Annotated in this window: 12 protein-coding genes; 2 read left to right on the forward strand and 10 right to left on the reverse strand. The window is 55.1% G+C overall.

Going from position 1 to position 17,349, the window contains the following annotated elements:
• The first annotated feature begins 80 nt into the window (after positions 1–80).
• Positions 81–947, forward strand: a complete 867-nt coding sequence (locus tag K6K13_RS19275) for an SUMF1/EgtB/PvdO family nonheme iron enzyme (RefSeq protein ID WP_222158422.1) — start codon at positions 81–83, stop codon at positions 945–947.
• The gene (locus K6K13_RS19280; RefSeq protein WP_252120348.1) at positions 937–1,503 is read left to right on the forward strand and encodes an SEN1982 family lipoprotein; all 567 of its coding nucleotides are present in this window, start codon (positions 937–939) and stop codon (positions 1,501–1,503) included. The genes K6K13_RS19275 and K6K13_RS19280 overlap by 11 nt, the downstream gene beginning before the upstream one ends.
• Before the next feature lie 4 nt (positions 1,504–1,507).
• Here K6K13_RS19280 and recD read toward each other — a convergent pair whose 3' ends face one another.
• From recD to lgt, 10 genes are all read right to left on the reverse strand, one after another.
• Entirely contained in the window at positions 1,508–3,361 is a 1,854-nt protein-coding gene (gene recD / locus K6K13_RS19285; RefSeq protein WP_222158423.1) for an exodeoxyribonuclease V subunit alpha, read from the reverse strand.
• Positions 3,358–6,963, reverse strand: coding sequence for an exodeoxyribonuclease V subunit beta (recB, locus tag K6K13_RS19290; RefSeq protein ID WP_222158424.1), 3,606 nt, complete (start codon positions 6,961–6,963; stop codon positions 3,358–3,360). Before recB ends, recD begins: the two co-directional genes overlap by 4 nt.
• Positions 6,960–9,959: a pitrilysin gene (gene ptrA, locus K6K13_RS19295; RefSeq protein WP_222158425.1), complete on the reverse strand. Its 3,000-nt coding sequence runs from the start codon at positions 9,957–9,959 to the stop codon at positions 6,960–6,962. Before ptrA ends, recB begins: the two co-directional genes overlap by 4 nt.
• Before the next feature lie 62 nt (positions 9,960–10,021).
• Entirely contained in the window at positions 10,022–13,414 is a 3,393-nt protein-coding gene (gene recC, locus K6K13_RS19300; RefSeq protein ID WP_222158426.1) for an exodeoxyribonuclease V subunit gamma, read from the reverse strand.
• Between the two features lie 39 nt (positions 13,415–13,453).
• Entirely contained in the window at positions 13,454–13,855 is a 402-nt protein-coding gene (locus K6K13_RS19305; protein WP_222161181.1) for a prepilin-type N-terminal cleavage/methylation domain-containing protein, read from the reverse strand.
• A gap of 7 nt (positions 13,856–13,862) precedes the next feature.
• Positions 13,863–14,315, reverse strand: a complete 453-nt coding sequence (locus K6K13_RS19310; RefSeq protein ID WP_222158427.1) for a YgdB family protein — start codon at positions 14,313–14,315, stop codon at positions 13,863–13,865.
• Positions 14,312–14,917, reverse strand: coding sequence for a prepilin peptidase-dependent protein (locus K6K13_RS19315; RefSeq protein WP_222158428.1), 606 nt, complete (start codon positions 14,915–14,917; stop codon positions 14,312–14,314). The genes K6K13_RS19310 and K6K13_RS19315 overlap by 4 nt, the downstream gene beginning before the upstream one ends.
• The gene (locus K6K13_RS19320; RefSeq protein ID WP_222158429.1) at positions 14,875–15,369 is read right to left on the reverse strand and encodes a prepilin peptidase-dependent protein; all 495 of its coding nucleotides are present in this window, start codon (positions 15,367–15,369) and stop codon (positions 14,875–14,877) included. The genes K6K13_RS19315 and K6K13_RS19320 overlap by 43 nt, the downstream gene beginning before the upstream one ends.
• A gap of 208 nt (positions 15,370–15,577) precedes the next feature.
• A complete protein-coding gene (thyA, locus tag K6K13_RS19325) occupies positions 15,578–16,372 on the reverse strand; it encodes a thymidylate synthase (RefSeq protein WP_222158430.1) in 795 nt (264 codons plus the stop codon).
• An 89-nt stretch (positions 16,373–16,461) separates the two neighbouring features.
• Positions 16,462–17,319 carry a prolipoprotein diacylglyceryl transferase gene (gene lgt / locus K6K13_RS19330; RefSeq protein ID WP_222158431.1) on the reverse strand — a complete coding sequence of 286 codons (858 nt, stop codon included), beginning with the start codon at positions 17,317–17,319 and terminating at the stop codon, positions 16,462–16,464.
• Positions 17,320–17,349 lie beyond the last annotated feature (30 nt).

Consider the following 17,349-nt stretch of genomic DNA (forward strand, 5'->3'; position numbering starts at 1 on the left):
CGCCTCAGCGCGTAGAATGTTCAGCACGTCACGGCCCTCACAGCAGCCATACAGGACAGCAACACCGGTACAGGAATACCATGATCAAAGCACTCTTTATGCTGCTCGGCATGGGGCTGATGTTTCAGGCCGCTTGCGCCACGCCGCTGCACATTGACGAAATCACGGTCAAAACAGGTCACTATTACGTTGGTCCGGTTTTTGGCCAGCAGGCCTACGCCGAGCACACCAACACCTCACTGACTGCTTATAACATCATGACCACCGCAGTCACCTATCGCTTTTATCACGATCTGCTGGCATGGGCGACAGAGCAAGGCTACATGATTGAAGGTGGATGCAACGGCGCACACTTCGAAGACTGCCTTGCGCCAGAACAAGACGATGGCAAACATCCTGTCACCAATGTCTCCTGGTGGGATGCTATTATTTTTGCCAATGCGTTGAGTGCTCGACAGGGATTAACGCCCTACTATCTGGCCGGCGATGGGCAACCGCTTAAACAGCAGCCAGAGCCAGACGAAGCCGCCCCCCTTCGCACTGCACCTCATGCCTCAGGCTATCGTTTGCCATCACGCAATGAATGGGAGGTGGCGGCCAGAGGCGGCGCACCCGGTTTGGCCAACAGAAGCTATGGCTTCTATTATGCTGGCAGTAACACGCCAGAGAACGTTGCCCATTTCGCCTCTCAGGAGGCCACCACGTTCGGTACTCGCCCCGTTGCATCAAAACAGCCTAATGCTCTTGGTTTGTATGACATGAGCGGCAATGTGTCTCAGTGGCTTAACGATACCGTTGCGGTTGAAGGCGGTAAAACGCTCTACCTGTTTTGTGGCGGGAGCTATATGACACAAGGCAACCTGCGCAGCGGGTGTGATGCACATACGCCGGGTTTTATGATGTCAGATATCGGTTTTCGCCTGGTAAGGACACGGTATGAACCTTAACTACGCGCTGATCCTTTTATTATCCTGGGCTGCATTGTTCCCAGGCAGCCTCTGGGCACAGCCTACAAACGCTGACTATCAGCGGGCATTACGTGACTATTTTGCCGCAGAGCCTGCGCATTGCCTCGGCGTAAAACAATGGCCGGTATATAGCCACGCCCAAGACGCGCCCTGGATCACCGGGCGCATGCAGGCATTGGTAGATGCCGGATTGGCACGGGAGACACGTCAGGGAGAGAACATTGTCTATCAGTTAACGCCGCAAGCCGAACAAGCGTGGCGTACCGCAGGCGATCTCTGCTTTGGGCGCATGGAACTTGACCACATCCTCACGATTGAGCCCGTGGCACAGGGGATGAATGCGGTCTATTTCACCTACCGCTTAACCCAACTAGCACCTTGGGCCAGCAATGCCTCGCTGCGTTTTGCGTTTAGCGAAATGAATAACCTGATCGCTGGCAGCACCAAAATGCGCTATTCCGCCACGTTTCGCATAACAAAACAGAGCAAGCTGATGCTTCACAGCCCCCCGATTCCGGTAGAGCTGGATTTCTAACGTTTCAAGTACCGGAAAGTATGCGTGTTTCCAGTCCGCTAAAGCGACGCGTCGGTGTTCTCACCGCGCGACACAAGATGCTTATCTCGGCGTAGAGCGACAGTTGCGCGCGCGCGCGCGTAACCGCGGTGTACAACAATTCGCGCGTCAACACCGGTAAAAAGCCGTTCGGCAACACCAGTGCGGTATGATCGAATTCCGAACCTTGTGATTTGTGCACGGTCATGGCGTAGGCGGTTTCATGCGGTGGCAAGCGGCTCGGGCTGACCGGTTTCATCTGACCATCCGGCAGTTGGAAATAAACGCGCAGCTCCCCCGCCTCATTCGGCATGGCGATCCCAATATCGCCGTTAAACACGCCAAGCAGCGCATCATTACGTGCAATCATGACCGGTCGGCCAGAGTACCAGGGATTCGTCGGATTACGGCCGCGATGAATCAACCCGGCCTGTTGCAACGCCTGCTCAATACGCGCATTTAAACCGGCGACACCAAACGGGCCGTCACGCAGTGCGCATAACAAACGAAAACGGTTAAATGCCGCCAGCACCTGTGCGGCGTCCTGCCTCTGTGATACCGCCTGCAAATAGTCGCTATACCCCGCTACACACTGTGCCACCATCTGCTGGTAATCCTCTTCCTGCGCCAGCGGCATGCAGTGCAGATCGTCATGTTTATCCTGCAACACCTGCCGGACCTGACGCTCATCGCCACCATTTACCGCGCGCGCCACAATGCCAATGCCGGAGTGCTGATCGAATCGGTAGCTCTTTTTCAGCAGGCACAAACTGTCTGCCACCGCGGGGCTGGCTTCAGATGAGGCAGCCAACCGATAGCCTGTCAGCGGTTCGAGTTCCTCAACGCGTTGAGCGCTATAGCCCCGCGCGGCAAAACGGCAGATATCGCCCAATACCGCTCCAGCCTCAACGGAGGCCAATTGATCGCGATCGCCAAGGAAAATCACCCGTGCTGTCACAGGCAGTGCCAATACCAGGTTTGCCATCATCGGCAGATCCACCATCGAGGCTTCATCCACCACCAACACATCAAGATGGAGCGGATTGCCCTGATGATAGCGCAAGCGTTGGCTGTCAGGCACCGCGCCCAACAGACGGTGCAGCGTAGTCGCTTCCCGCGGCAAATGACGCTGCTGAGCCTCTTCCAGCGGCAGTTTGCTTAACACACTGCGCAGCGACTCCGTCAAACGCGCGGCGGCTTTTCCTGTCGGGGCCGCCAGTTGTATGCGCAACGGCCTATCCCCTTCATGCAGCAACAACATGGCAGCCAGCAGTTTAGCCACCGTCGTGGTTTTTCCCGTGCCCGGTCCGCCGGAAATCACCGAGACCCGGCGCGTCAGCGCTACAGCGGCAGCCACCTTTTGCCAATCAACCTCAGCATCAACCGGTGAAAACAAGCGGTCTAACACGCGACGTATAGCAAGGGGATCGGTATGAATATCAACGAGATGATTCTCGGTAAAAAAGGCAGCCACCTGCACTTCACTCAGCCAATTGCGTTGCAAATAAAGCCGTTGGTGCTGCAACACCAGCGGCGTGGTCTCACGGCCATCGCTCACGGCGGGCGAAGCCAGCAGGTGTTGCTGCCACGCCGCACTATCCGGTAGCCCTGCGAGCGCCCACAGCGCATGCGCCAATGCAGGATCGCGACCATCAAACAGGGAATCAGGGTGCAATTCCGTTAACGGTAAACAGACGTTGCCCGCCCCCGCCCCCGCGCTTACCAACGCCGCCGCCAGTTGCACCGGTGTGGGTTGTCCATCGGTCAGCATATCCGCGAACTGTACATCCAGTGGGCGCAGCAGTTGGCGCTCCATCGCCGTCGCCAGCAAGTCCATCATAGGCGTTCTCCTGACAGTGCCACTTGACCGCTGAACAAGCGATCGAGGTGCTCAACAAAGGCGCGCGGCAAGCGCTGGGTGAAAATACCATTCGTGGGAAGAACCGGATCGACACCGCGTAAAAACAGGTAGATAGCGCCACCAATGTGGCGGTCATAATCATAATCCGGCACCCGATGGCGCAGATAGCGATGCAGAGCCAGCGTATAAAGCTGATACTGCAAATCATAGCGGTGCGCCATCATTGCCGATTGCATGGCAGGCTGCGTGTAGGCACTGGCGCTTTCTCCCAACCAGTTCGACTTATAATCCAGCAGGTAATAACGTCCCTGCCAGCAAAACACCAGGTCGATAAAGCCTTTCAACATCCCCTGTACCTGCTGAAAGGAGAGTGGTGGACAATTCGCTGACAGCGGATCATAACGTTTTGCCAGAGCATCCAGCGCGGTGGCCTGTAGCGGGGCATCTATTGGCAGATAAAAGGCGAGCTCGGCAATCCGATGCTGTGCGTGCACGCTTGCCAACGTCAATGGGGCATCAGAAGCGGCCCTATCCGCATTCAGCGGCGCATGCAGCAGAGCCGAAAACCACACCTGCAAGGTGGGTGCCCACCCGCTTGCCATGCCATGCGCTGTCAACTGATCCTCCAGCCATTCAACGCTGACGGGTTGGCTAAAATCCAATGTCTCAAACAGACTATGCAAGAAGGTTCCCGGCCCTGCACCTTTGGGGAAGGTATGCGGGGTGAGCGCTTGCTCACTCCCTTCAGAGGCAAGGTTGCGCGGATCCAACGCGGCATCAACGTCCAGGCGGGGAAACAGCTCTTGCGCCATTGCCCCCCCCAGCTGTAGAGGATGTTGTTGAGCGCCATGCTGTTGTAAACCAGAATAGCTGGTCACTCGCCAATTACTGGTAAGCAGGCGCTCACATTCACTGGCACGCAGTACTGCTGGCTTCTCTACGCTATCTTGCCAGGGAATGCCATCCCATTCGCGCACAGCGCTTACCGCAACGCCATCGCCTTCCAACGCATGCAGTGCAGCGACCAGCGTCTCCGCATCCGCCTCCTTGCCGCGTTGCAGCAAATAGCCGAGCGCATTAAGGTGCATGTCAGTCGTTTCACTCTTGCGTCGGGTGCGCTGTAGCGGTGCCACCCCCACGCTACAGTGGTAAATCGACCGCGTCAGCGCCACGTACAGCAACCGTAGATCTTCCGCCAGCCGCTCTTCCTCAGCCAACTGCTGGCTTTCTTCCCCACTATTGACGTCGAGCAGCGCCTGAAAAGTGCGTCTGTCATGGTAGACGCCCTCAGGCTGAGGTCGAAAGTGACAAATAAAGGGCAACCAGACCAGCGGATATTCCAACCCTTTGGATTTATGGATGGTGACAATTTGCACCAGATGGCGATCGCTCTCTAACCGCAGTTGCTGGTTTTCTGCTTGAGGATTGGGCTGCAAAATCTGCTGCGACAACCAACGCACCAACGCATGCTCACTTTCGAGCGTAGCCCCGGCGTGTTGCAACAGCTCGCCCAGGTGCAAAAAATCGGTTAACCGGCGTTCACCTTCACGGCTAGCCAGTAGGTTTTCCGCCAAATGATAATGCGACATGAGCGATCGCAGCATCGGGAGCACGCCACGCCGCTGCCAAAGACCACGAAATTCGGCAAAGGTATCGACCTGTGCATCCCACTCCGCCTCACTCTGGTTTAGCGCATCAATCTGCTGCGCGCTGAATCCCAGTAAGGAGGTCGCCAGCGCGCTGCGCAACGTGCGTTCTTGTTCTGGTGCCAGCACCGCCTGCAACAACCACAGCACCTCGCGCGCTTGCGGTGTAGTAAAGACGCTGTCACGGTTGGAGAGATAAACGGAGGGAATAGCAAGGCGGCGCAGCGCATCACGCACCAACGCCGCTTCATGGCGGCTGCGTACCAAAACACAAATATCTGATGCCTGCACGGGAGAGCGCTGGCGACCATTATCCAGCCAGGCAGTATGCCGTTGACCCGCTTGCAACCAGTCGCGAATTTGCATGGCACACTGCTGCGCCATCAGTTGTTGATATTCGCCTGTCCCCAACGCCGACGAGCCCGATAGACAAAATTGCAGTGCAGGCTGCGACACGCCATCCAGCTCAAAACGCAGCCCCTGTTTACTCGGTGCAGGCTTAACCGGCAAAAAAGGGATCGCCGAAAAAATAAAGGGATTATCGACGCATTGAAACAGGCGATTGACACCGCTAACCATGTCATGGGAAGAGCGCCAGTTGGTTTCCAGCGTGTAGTGCGCCTTAACATCGGCACGCGCCCGCATATAAGTAAAAATATCCGCGCCGCGAAAGGCATAGATAGCTTGTTTCGGATCGCCGATCAACAGCATACCGCTGTCGGGCTGTTCACCATAGATGGCGCGGAAAATACGATACTGCTGCGGATCGGTATCCTGAAACTCATCGATCATCGCCACCGGATGGCGCTGACGTATCGCGGCCGCCAATTGCTCACCCAGCGGCTGGCGCAGCGCCTCATCCATACGGCTGAGCAGATCGTCAAACCCCAAGGCTGCGCGGCGCAATTTTTCGCTGCGCACCGTGGCGCGAATATCATGCAACGCCCGGTCGATAACAATATCGCGCAGTGACAACGGCGTGGTAAGCAGCATTTCAATCGCCGAAAACACAGGAAGCACAGGGGATGCCCCCTTTTTGGTTTTCTCGTTCAGCGCAGATTGAGCGAACCGCTCCAGCGCTTTTGGCAAGGTATAATCGGTGGTTTTCGCTTCGGCCCAAAGGCTAACGCCTTCTACCCAGCCCGGTAGATAACGGTTACTGTAACTGCGCTTATCCACATCCGATTCGAGAATGCACTTCTCCACCTGCGCCGCCACCTGCCGCCACTGCTGCTTGATATCATCAATGCGCGCCAGAATCTGCTGATGACGCTGTAACAGCGTCTCGTCCGGAGCAGGCGGGTTATGCAATTGTGGCGCTTCGCCGTGTAAATAGGGGGCAAGTTCGCGCTGTAACGCATCCGGCCCCCGCCAAAGCTGATCAATGACGCTAACCACATCGAAGGGCAAGGGGTAACAGTAACGCCGCCAGAAATCGGCACAGGCCTGCCGAGTAAGAAGCTGTTCATCTTCGATCAATTCCTGATCGAACAGCGAACCGGACTCAAAGGCATGGCTTCCTAGCATGCGCTGACAAAAACCATGGATGGTGTAGATGGCGGCTTCATCCATTTGTCGCTCAGCATCGAGCAACAGTTGTGCTGCCGACGGCTTATCGGGAAGTTGCGTCAGCAGTGCCGAGAAAAGCGGATTTTCACTTTCGCCACACAGGCAAGCCAGTCGCAGCGCATGAATATTGGAACGAATACGTTCGCGCAGTTCCTCAGTCGCCGCCTCGGTAAAAGTCACCACCAGGATCTCTTCCACCAACAGAGGTTTAGGATACGCCGCCTCGCCGCCCAGCCCGAGTAACAGGCGCAGATAGAGCCCGGCCAGCGTATAGGTTTTACCCGTACCGGCAGACGCTTCTATCAACTGTTCCCCAAACAGGGGAAGCGTAAGCACATCAAGCGTACGCGGCGTATCCTGACTCATGGAACAACCTTCTCAACCACGTTTTTTTTCTCAACCGCCGAGACTTTTTCAGCAGACAACACGCCGCTGCGCGGTTTTTCAATCACGCGTTGTTTCACTGGCAGCGTCTGTTGCAGCGTTGATGCATTGGGATAAAGCGTCCAGTCTTTCGGTGCAGCGTAATCAGCCTTACCGTAATGGCTGCCCGAAATTTGCGACAACACCGCCAGCCCTTGCGGTGCCAGAGCCTGTTCGAAGAAGCGCGCAAGTTGCTCGACCGTCAGCGGTTTTAGCGCTTCAATCAATTTCTCACGGGTGTTGAAGGCAAAGTTTTCACGATCGAGATCGTTACGCAACCGCCCAACCTCTTCGTTCATCGTTTGCGGACGCTCACTCAGTTCGGTAATCAACGCCTGTTTATACTGTTCAAACTCATCGGCTTTGATGGCACGCAGGCGCGGCTTGGCTTTCTGGAAGAAATCCAGATAACGTTGGTACAGATAAGCAGGCTGCTGGCTGTTGCTTTGCAGCAAGAACCCAATACCGAACTGACGGCCAACAATGGTCGGGAAAGAGAACACCGCATAGCCGAGCTGCTCTTCCGTTCTCAGCTGGTTATAGAACCAAGGCTGAATAATCTGATTGAGCAGCGAACTGTACGCCATGCCCTGCACTTCACCGTAACCGGTCGGGATATACACCGCAGCCAACGCAGAATCGGTGCTGCTTCCTGCACGTTGCAGGTTGGCAAGCTGAGTACGCGCCACTTCCACGCTCGGGGAACGCCACCAGACTTGCCCCGAACACGCCAGACGCGCTTTGATATCCTGCGCCAGTTTCGTTACCTGACTTTCGGTGAGGTTACCGACTGCCAGCATTTCCGGTGCAGCATCACGCAACAGCGCATCACGGAAAGCCATGACATCGTCCAGCGAAATATCTTTAATCAGGGCGCGCCGCTCTTCTCGCTCGGTATAAGGCAGCGAAGAGATAGCCTGAACAGGCTCAAGTGCCTGCTCATACGCTTTGGCATTTTCAGCGGCGTCCAACTGCTGGATATACCAGGATTTGGCCTGCTCCAACTGTGCGGGGGTTGCTGTATAGCTTGCATACCCTTCAACCAGCGCCAGCATGAGTTTAGGCAGATGCTGCGTATAGCCATTGGCATTGATGGTTAGCCCATCATTTCCACGGGTGGAGAAGCTGATCCCACCCACCAAAGCTTGATAGCTCAACTCATCCAGCGCTAAACCCGCCAGATAGTCATTCAGCAGGAACATCACCTGATGGCGCGCCGTATCCTGCGCCATCGGGTTACGCAGCAACACCGTGACATTCGCCTTCGGTTCATCGGCAAAATAGCGACTCGGCATATAGAGCACACGCAACCCTGGTTGCTGTAACACCATTTTCGGGTAGTTCTGCGCTTCACCGCGCTTGATCAGCGAGAAATCCGTCGGGATATACGGGTTTGGCGTCGGCAGCGTGAGCGCCATCTTTTCGCCCAGCGTTTGCCAGCGGGTAAACTGAGCAGGGGCTATTTTGTCCACCTGATACGGCGCATTAACAAAATAAGCTTCCTTGTTGTGCGGTGCATCAGGGCTTATCAGCCAGATACGCGCACGCTCCGGCGTCATGCTGGCCAAACGTTGCTTAATCGCATCGGGATCAAAGCGATCGGCCAGATAGGCGGCATCCAGCGTATGTTCCACCGGCACGCGCATCATGGTATCCACCAGCCATTCGATATAGCCCATGTCACGCTTAACGGACTGATAGCGGAAATCGAGCGCCATCACGCGAGAGATTTCATCAAAATAGCGCTGCTGGATGCCTTCTTGCTGCAACAGTTGCAGATAGTGGAAAATGGCAGCCACTACCACGTCATACTGCTCAAGGCCTTTATCGGTCAGGGTAACAGAGATAGTAAACAGGCCACCGTTACGATCAACAATGGGGTCAGCTCCTGCGCCTAAAGACTCTATCAACCCTTGCTTTTGCAGCCAGTCCGACAGCGTATTTTGGCTGCGATTGCCAATCAAATAGCTGATATAGGTGTTGGTTTGGCTGCGGAATGCCTGACTGGTAGGGTCGGTCTGTTCCATGACATCACCGCGAAACTCAATACGCAATTGTTTGCGCGGCTGCGCTGGCACGTAATGAATCATGATACCGCGCTGCTCGTCCGTCACTGACGGCGCAGTGATAGCAGGCACCTTGGCCTGACGGTTAGCAATACGCCCGAAGGTCTCTACCGCCATTTTCGCCAACTCCGGTAAGGGTTGATTGCTGTATATCACCCCTTTCATCAGGTTAGCCGAGTAGTAACGCTGATAGAACGCCAAGAGTTCGTCATGCAACTTGCTGCCGGGCTTGTCCTTCAGGGTTTCCAGATTCCCGCCAGAAAAACGTGACGCCGGGTGCGCTGGATTTAAGGTTTCCGCGCCCACCTGCACCATGCGATGCCCATCGCGCGAGCGCGCCATGGTCAATTCCGCATTGACGGCATTGCGTTCGCGATCTGCATTAACCGGATCAAGCAGCGGCTCGGCAATGGCATCTGCCAGGCGATCGAGTGCAGGCTGTAATGCCGCATTTTCTACTTCGAGATAATACGCAGTGCGATACGGAGCAGTACTCGCATTATGGCTGCCACCGTGTTTTTTCAGGAACTCAGCCAACGCATCCGCCTGCGGATAGCGTTTGGACCCCATCAGGACCATGTGTTCCAGATAGTGGGCCAATCCCAATTGACTGTTGGGATCGTCGAGTGAACCGATAGGCAGCGCCAGCGATGCCAACGAACGGGTTGCCTGAGGATCGGACACCAGCAATACCGTCATGCCGTTATCCAACGTGATCGCCTGATAATTACGCGGATCGTTTTCTCCCTTGCGAATAACCTGCTCCAAAGGACGCCACCCTGCGGTTTGCGCCCACGCTGAGGACACACCGCTCAGCAACAACATCATCATGCCAATACAACAGGCAAACTGTTTACGCCATTCTCTCTTCATTACCGTCCTTTCTCTCACGTCAATCTCGCCGTTCTTGATTCACTGCCATCACATCCGTTCGCTTATGCCTGATTGGCGCGCAGGATCGGCAACAGCCAGGTTTTTGCCGCTGTAACAATCGCCTCAATGCGGGCTTCATCCAGTTCCGGCACGATACGCTGCAAATAGAAATCATCGCCTTCACCGGGCAACATCATGTTGCCAGCCCAGCTTTGTTGCAGCTTGTTCAACGCTTTCTGCACCACATCGGAGGCATCGTTCAACGTGCCACTTGATGCATCGTAGCATGCTTGCAGCCAAGCCCCTCCGCTCTGGTGCAGTAATAATAGTGGGGCATTCATGCCTTGTTGATATCCTTCAATCATATGCGCCATCTGGCGTTGTGCTTCGTCCACAGAAACTGCAGCAAAGCGCCAGACTGTCTCTTCACGGCCATACATGCGGCTCTCTCCCAAACCTCCCGCCAGGCAGTACGCCAGATGATCCAACCACAGGGCCACGCCATCTTTCATGCCTAAACGCGCTGGGCGCCAGCGCAACAGACCATCGCGCTGTACCTGCATCACCCAACCACTCAGGCGTACACCGTCTAGCGTCATGTCCACTTCCAGGCTGGTCATTCCCGCCGCATCACGCTCCGTGCTGACGCTGTCAGCCAGCGCTTGCATCTCCTGGCGCTGTTTTTGCCAATACAACTCACCGAAAGCGCCATAGGGAAGCTCGCCCGCCGCGCGGGCTCGGTGTAGCAGTTCATCCGCATCCTCTTGCGCAATCAGCACATTCAGTAATTGCGCATTCAACTGATAGCGACTGAGGTTATCCAAAGCGAATGGCTCCTCATCGAGCAGTTCATCGTTCTGCACGACAAAGTTCACGCCCAAACGCGCTTGGAAAAAGGTTTTGACAGGGTGGCGATAAAAACGTTTCAACGCATCCAGCGTAATATCGGAGTAAGTGATAGGCTCCAGTGGCGTATCAAACAGCGGCTGCGGCAATCCAGCGCGCCCAGCCGCGGCAAGCCATTCACTGGCGAAGCTGCACGGTTGAGCGTGTTCAAGAAAGTTATCCTTGTCAAACGGCATACGGGTATGCTCGCAGCACAGATGCGCACATACGCGTGCCGCGCTGGTATCCAGATCCTGCGCCTCATCCCCTGGCAAATGGTAACTTTGCGCTAAATACTCCATCAGTTCGCTCACCAACACGGAGGGATAACGCTGCGTGTTATCTTGAATGGCGCGACCGATGTAACTGATATAGAGGCGCTGTTGCGCCGAGATTAACGCTTCCAGAAACAAATAACGGTCATCATCACGACGGCTGCGGTCACCGCGTTGCCCTTTCTGCGCCATCAGGTCAAACCCCAACCGGGGCAGCGAGCGCGGATACACCCCATCGTTCATCCCCAGCAGACAGACCACTTTGAAGGGTATCGAACGCATCGGCATCAGCGTACAGAAGTTAATGGCACCGGCGAGAAAGCGTTGACTCAGTTTTTCCCGATCCAAGCGTTGGGACAAATCGTCACGCAACAATGCCACCGGGATCGCCTCCTCAAACGCATTGGCGACTGCCGCCCCCAGCATCGCCTGCCATTGCTGCTCAATCAAAGACAGCGCGGCATCGCTGTCGCTATCCGCAATGAAAAGATCGTCCAACAGTTGCCGACACAGCGGCAGCCATTGCGCTGGCGTGCGCGCTACCCGTAAACGCTGACGCCATTGGCTGAGTTGCGCCAATAACTCCGCCAATTGCCCCACCAGTTGGGCAATCAACCCACTCGATTCATCATAGGGCAACACGCCCTGCCAGGCCCCCGAACTGCTGTTCATCGCATAGCCCAACAGCATGCGTGTCAGACCAAAACGCCAGGTATGCTGGCCGGTGACCGGCAAATCAAGATCGCGCACGTTGTCATCATCAAGCCCCCAGCGCACGCCAGATTCCATCACCCACAGCCGCAAACGACGCAGCCCTTCTTCGTCGATACCAAAACGGGCAGAAAGCGCAGGGACTTCAAGCAGCGACAGCACCTGCTCGGCGGTAAAACGACTGTGTGGCAACTCCAACAGGCTGAGAAATGCAGGCAAAACCGGGTGCGCGTGGCGGGCTCGCTGGTCGGAGATAGCGAAAGGCAAATAGCGCGCTGTCGGCGCATTACCAAACACCGCCTGAATGAAAGGCGTATAACTATCAATGTCCGCCATCATAACGATAACATCACGCGGCGTGAGTGTTTCATCCTCTGCCATCATTGCCAGCAGTTGGTCGTGCAGTACTTCGACCTCACGCTGAGGACTGTGGCAGGCGTGAAAAGTGAGAGAAGCATCCTGCGGCGTAAGCAGGCGCTTACGTTCACTGCTAGCCTGCGCTTGTGCGCTATCGGCAATCACGCTGCCGTCATCAAGTTCCAGAATATCGCGCTGCACTTGTTGCAATAGCGTTATGCCATCAAGCTCGACAAAGGCTTCAATATCATCGACCTCGTCGATCTGCGCCAACTGATAGAGATGATCACGCCCCAGTTTTCCCCAGCTTGCCAGCAGCGGATTCACAATGCGCTGTTCGCCCTCATCGTTGAACAACCCATCAACATTGGCAGGATCGCGAAACAGCGGACGGTATTGTTCCTCGGCGCTGAGGCTGTTGCTGTGCAAGCGACGCTGACGACTTTTCAGCTTCGCTAAAAAATGGCGATCCTGAATATCACTCCAGTAATCCCGGCATGGGTTAGTAAACAGCAGATGCACATCAATATGCTTTGCCAATGCACGCAGCGCGTGCAAATAAACCGGCGGTAGCGCTGAAATACCGCAGATAAACACGCGTGGCGGTAACCCTTGCGGGCAGGTAGTGGCTTGCTCCAGCATCTCGATAAAGCGCTGATAAAGGCGAGCGTGGTGCCACTCTTTCTGTTCAAGTTGCGCGCTGTATTGCAAAAGTGCACGCCACAGCTCGGCTTGCCACACCTGCGCATCCCCCAACCCGTCCACCAGCGCACCGGCTTGCCACTGTTTGATCCACTCAGGCCGATAAATCAGGTATTGATCGAACAGATCTGCAACTCGCCCGGCGAGTTGATGCCGCTTGCGTTTATCGGCATCATCTTGCAAATAGTGACTCAACGGCAAGAATGACGGATTATCCTGCTGCTGAGGCAAAATATGCATTAACTTCCAGGTCATCGCTTCTTTGCTAAAGGTGTTTTCCGCCGGGATATCCGGTAACACGCGCCGACACATGTCCCACAAAAAAACACCGGGCAAAGGAAAATGCAAATTGGCAGCAATACCAAAGTGAGTGGCAAGTTCAATCTGTAACCATTGTGCCATACCAGGGCTTTGAACCAGGATCGTTTCAGGCTGGAAAGGGTCCTGTAACGGTTGGCGCGCTATCAGCGTCACCATCAGCGTTTTCAAAATATCTAACTGATTTGAGTGATAAACCCTGAACATGATGATTCCCGTTTCGGTGCCCGCGAACCCCGCTCACCGTCAATTGCCCTCAGGCACGGTTCGCCGATTCGTATCAGTAAAACAAAACCAACGGTACAAGCACGCCTGGTAGTGCTGCGGCGTTGTCACCGTCGAGGAGACGCGCAGGCAGGCTGCCGTCGGGTACTGCTCTGTCAACGCTAACTGCCATCCAGGAGGGAGATCGCGTTCAAACAACGTTAATGCCTCCCCTCCCCGACCGGCAGCATAAATGGCAAACTGTTGATATGCCAGATGCCATGCCTGCCTTTGCTGCCATTGATGTACAAAGGCCTGTTGCAACCGCTGATGATATTGCAGTAATCCTAACACCGATACAGCAAAAAACAGCGCGGCGATGGCGGTTTCCACCAACCCAAACCCTTGTTGATATTGCCTTTGTCGACAGCTTCCACACGGCATTCTCCGGCTATCCGCCACAAATGGCCTCCTGCCTTTCGGGGCAAAAATCCAGCCAACCTCCTGTGATTGGCTTCAACGGGCTGGTTTCACCGTCTGGCTCGATGGGTACCACACGCTGATAGAGCACCATCACTGATGAAGAACGGGGAAGATGTCCCTCACCGCGCAGCAACATATAGTGTTCACCGGGTACCTGGCGTAAACAGACTTGCAGCCCTTCTGCGGCATAGCCGAGACATTGCTCGTCGGAACGATTGCCCATGAGCCACTCTTGTCCAAGACCCCATTGTAACGACGATTCGGCCAACACCCTCGTTTGCCAATAGCGGCGCTCATCATGGGTAAGAGAGAGCGCACTGTCCAACTGCCGTTGCATCCCCGTCATTAACAGCAGCCCCGAGGCTGCCAACAGCATCACCATTAAGAGTGCACCATTGCCCTGCTGGCACCAGCGTTTCATGCGTTATGCCCTGCAATCCAGCGCACCGTATGGCGTGCGATATCAGGGCGGCGAAACCAGTGTCCCGCCAGATGCACTTCATAAAGCGCCAGTCCGGTCACATTACGCCATGCAATCACTTCAAAACGCGTTACCGTCACTTCCTGCGGATCAAGCCGTCGCTCCCATCCGCCGCCGCCACAATCGACAATGCTGACTTGTGTTTCCCATGCTCCTGCACGCAACCGGTATCCAAACGTTTCCCGACGCTGCGGCGCACCGCCACGTCGATTAAAATCATAGGCAACAATTGCGCAACTGTTCGCCGTCTCACCGGGAAATTGCCCTAAGGTTACGACATTATCTTGACAGCGACTGGTGCAAAAACCCGCGCGGCGCAGATCTTTTTCCAGCGCAAACAGTGCCTGATGAATCCGCTGTTCTAACCAGAAATGGCGTAGCGTATTCTGACTATGCCTGTGCAGCGTAGGGTAAATCTGCATAGAGCCGATAACCATCACGCAGCCAACCAGCATTGCCAGCAGCACCTCCATCAGGCTAAACCCGCCGACTCTGCGGCTTAACAACGCGGAATGCCTAAAACTGGCGGCGTATCGCTGCATAACCGTATCCTCCCCCAGATCGATATCACGATACGCAGACGACCGGCACCATTCTCCAACACCAGGTGTCCTGCCTGCGCCGTATTGCGCAGACCATAAAAGATGACCGTCGGACGCGCCATTGCGGCAATGCGTACATCGCGAGCTGAGGGCAATAAACGCCCGCCAGTGCCCTCATGACAGCTCAACGCCCCACCTGTACCTTCGCGCAAACACCACGTTCCACCGGCTTGTATTACACTTACCGTGCGTGTGTCGTTATACCGGTAGGCATTGGCCTGCACGCGTTGCAGAAACAACATCACCAACTGCGTTTGTTGCTCGAGACGCACAGCCTGTTGATAGACGGCCCAGCCCTGAATTCCGCCTGCGGATAACAAGGCGATAAGCGTCAGTGCAATCAGCAATTCCGGCAGGGTAAAACCCGCATCAACAAAGGTGCTTTTATCCATGACGGCAGTGTAGCCAGAATCGGGCAGCTACCTGGCAAAAAAAAGTGGGAATGTCTGCCTGCTCGCAACAAAACGAGCTTGGTAGGACGGCGTTACAAGGCAGATACAATGCGGGTTAAAGAAATGCGGGTTGAAGCACTATAGGTGAAAATAACCGGTAAAAAAGGCCGCCGAAGCAGCCTTGATAGCAGAAATGCAGAATCGCCGATTAAATCGCCACCGGTGCCTTAATGGCAGGATGCGGATCGTAGCCTTCAATTTCGAAATCGTCGAACTGGTAGTCAAACAGCGAGGCAGGACGACGTTTAATGATCAACTTCGGCAGCGCTTTTGGCTCACGGCTCAGTTGCAGATGCGTCTGCTCCATATGGTTGTTGTACAGATGGGTATCACCACCGGTCCAGACAAAGTCGCCGACTTCAAGGTCACACTGCTGCGCCATCATATGCACCAGCAGTGCATAGCTGGCAATATTGAACGGCAGGCCGAGGAACACATCACACGAGCGTTGGTAAAGCTGGCAGGAAAGTTTGCCATCCGCCACGTAGAACTGGAAAAATGCGTGGCAGGGTGCCAACGCCATTTGTTCTAATTCACCCACGTTCCAGGCAGAAACGATGATACGGCGTGAATTCGGGTCCTGCTTTAACTGTTGCAGCACGGTTTGCAACTGGTCAATCTGCCGACCATCCGCCGCCCCCCAGGCGCGCCACTGTTTGCCGTATACCGGCCCAAGATCGCCATTCTCATCGGCCCATTCATCCCAAATGCTAACTTTATTGTCATGCAGATAGCCAACGTTGGTGTCACCGTTGAGGAACCACAGCAGTTCGTGAATGATCGAGCGCAGATGGCAGCGCTTGGTGGTCACCAGTGGAAAGCCGTCTTGCAGGTTGAAACGCATCTGATGGCCGAAAATCGATAAGGTTCCGGTGCCGGTTCTGTCTCCCTTCGGCGTTCCCTCATCAAGCACTTTCTGCATCAATTCCAGATACTGTTTCATTTCACCCTCACTACACGATTAAAGAATTTACCGCGTGGCCTCCCGCTGATGTCAACAAGGAGGCCGCTCACGGCAAGCAATTGCTGTTTTTACGCCTTGCGGCGATAGGCCCAGACCATCATCAGAATACCGGCAAACACCATCGGCAGCGACAGAATCTGCCCCATACTGATGAAATTACCGAACAGGCCAAGCTGAGCGTCCGGCTGGCGGAAAAATTCGGTGATAATGCGGAACACACCGTAGCCAATCAAAAACAAGCCGGAAACGCTGCCCATCGGGCGCGGTTTACGAATAAACAGGTTTAACAAGATAAACAGCGCAATGCCTTCCAGCGTCATCTGATAAAGCTGCGACGGGTGGCGCGGTAACATGCCGTACTGATTAAAAATTGTCTGCCATTGTGGGTTGGTGACCGCCAGCATCAAATCTTCGCTGCGTGCGCCTGGGAACAGCATTGCCCATGGCGTATCGGTAGTGACGCGGCCCCACAGCTCCCCGTTGATAAAGTTACCCAAGCGCCCAGCACCCAGCCCGAAAGGAATCAGCGGTGCGATAAAATCGGCAACCTGAAAGAAGTGGCGCTTGGTGCGATGGGCAAACCACAGCATAACGCAAATCACCCCAACCAGACCGCCGTGGAATGACATACCGCCATCCCACACTTTGAACAGGTAAAGCGGGTTACTGATGAACGAGGGGAAGGCATAGAACAGGACATACCCCAGACGGCCACCCACGAACACCCCGAGGAACCCGAGGTAGAGCAGGTTTTCCACTTCTTCTTTGGTCCAGCCGCTGCCCGGTTTATTCGCCCGGCGCACAGCCAACCACATGGCAAACACAAATCCCACCAGGTACATCAATCCATACCAATGGAGAGAGACGGGACCAAGGGAGAAAATCACCGGATCAAATTGAGGAAACGCCAAGTAACTCGTTGTCATCGATCACCACATGCTTGTTTGTTTTATCTC

The sequence above is a fragment of the Symbiopectobacterium purcellii genome, from assembly GCF_019797845.1.
Classification (GTDB): domain Bacteria; phylum Pseudomonadota; class Gammaproteobacteria; order Enterobacterales; family Enterobacteriaceae; genus Symbiopectobacterium; species Symbiopectobacterium purcellii.

What these genes read in the sequence shown, in the direction of transcription:
- recD (WP_222158423.1), bottom strand. Translation starts at nt 3,361, where the DNA reads ATGATGGACTTGCTGGCGACGGCGATGGAGCGCCAACTGCTGCGCCCA.
- recC (WP_222158426.1), bottom strand. Translation starts at nt 13,414, where the DNA reads ATGTTCAGGGTTTATCACTCAAATCAGTTAGATATTTTGAAAACGCTG.
- ptrA (WP_222158425.1), bottom strand. Translation starts at nt 9,959, where the DNA reads ATGAAGAGAGAATGGCGTAAACAGTTTGCCTGTTGTATTGGCATGATG.
- K6K13_RS19320 (WP_222158429.1), bottom strand. Translation starts at nt 15,369, where the DNA reads ATGGATAAAAGCACCTTTGTTGATGCGGGTTTTACCCTGCCGGAATTG.
- lgt (WP_222158431.1), bottom strand. Translation starts at nt 17,319, where the DNA reads ATGACAACGAGTTACTTGGCGTTTCCTCAATTTGATCCGGTGATTTTC.
- thyA (WP_222158430.1), bottom strand. Translation starts at nt 16,372, where the DNA reads ATGAAACAGTATCTGGAATTGATGCAGAAAGTGCTTGATGAGGGAACG.
- K6K13_RS19305 (WP_222161181.1), bottom strand. Translation starts at nt 13,855, where the DNA reads ATGCCGTGTGGAAGCTGTCGACAAAGGCAATATCAACAAGGGTTTGGG.
- K6K13_RS19310 (WP_222158427.1), bottom strand. Translation starts at nt 14,315, where the DNA reads ATGAAACGCTGGTGCCAGCAGGGCAATGGTGCACTCTTAATGGTGATG.
- K6K13_RS19275 (WP_222158422.1), top strand. Translation starts at nt 81, where the DNA reads ATGATCAAAGCACTCTTTATGCTGCTCGGCATGGGGCTGATGTTTCAG.
- recB (WP_222158424.1), bottom strand. Translation starts at nt 6,963, where the DNA reads ATGAGTCAGGATACGCCGCGTACGCTTGATGTGCTTACGCTTCCCCTG.
- K6K13_RS19315 (WP_222158428.1), bottom strand. Translation starts at nt 14,917, where the DNA reads ATGCAGCGATACGCCGCCAGTTTTAGGCATTCCGCGTTGTTAAGCCGC.
- K6K13_RS19280 (WP_252120348.1), top strand. Translation starts at nt 937, where the DNA reads ATGAACCTTAACTACGCGCTGATCCTTTTATTATCCTGGGCTGCATTG.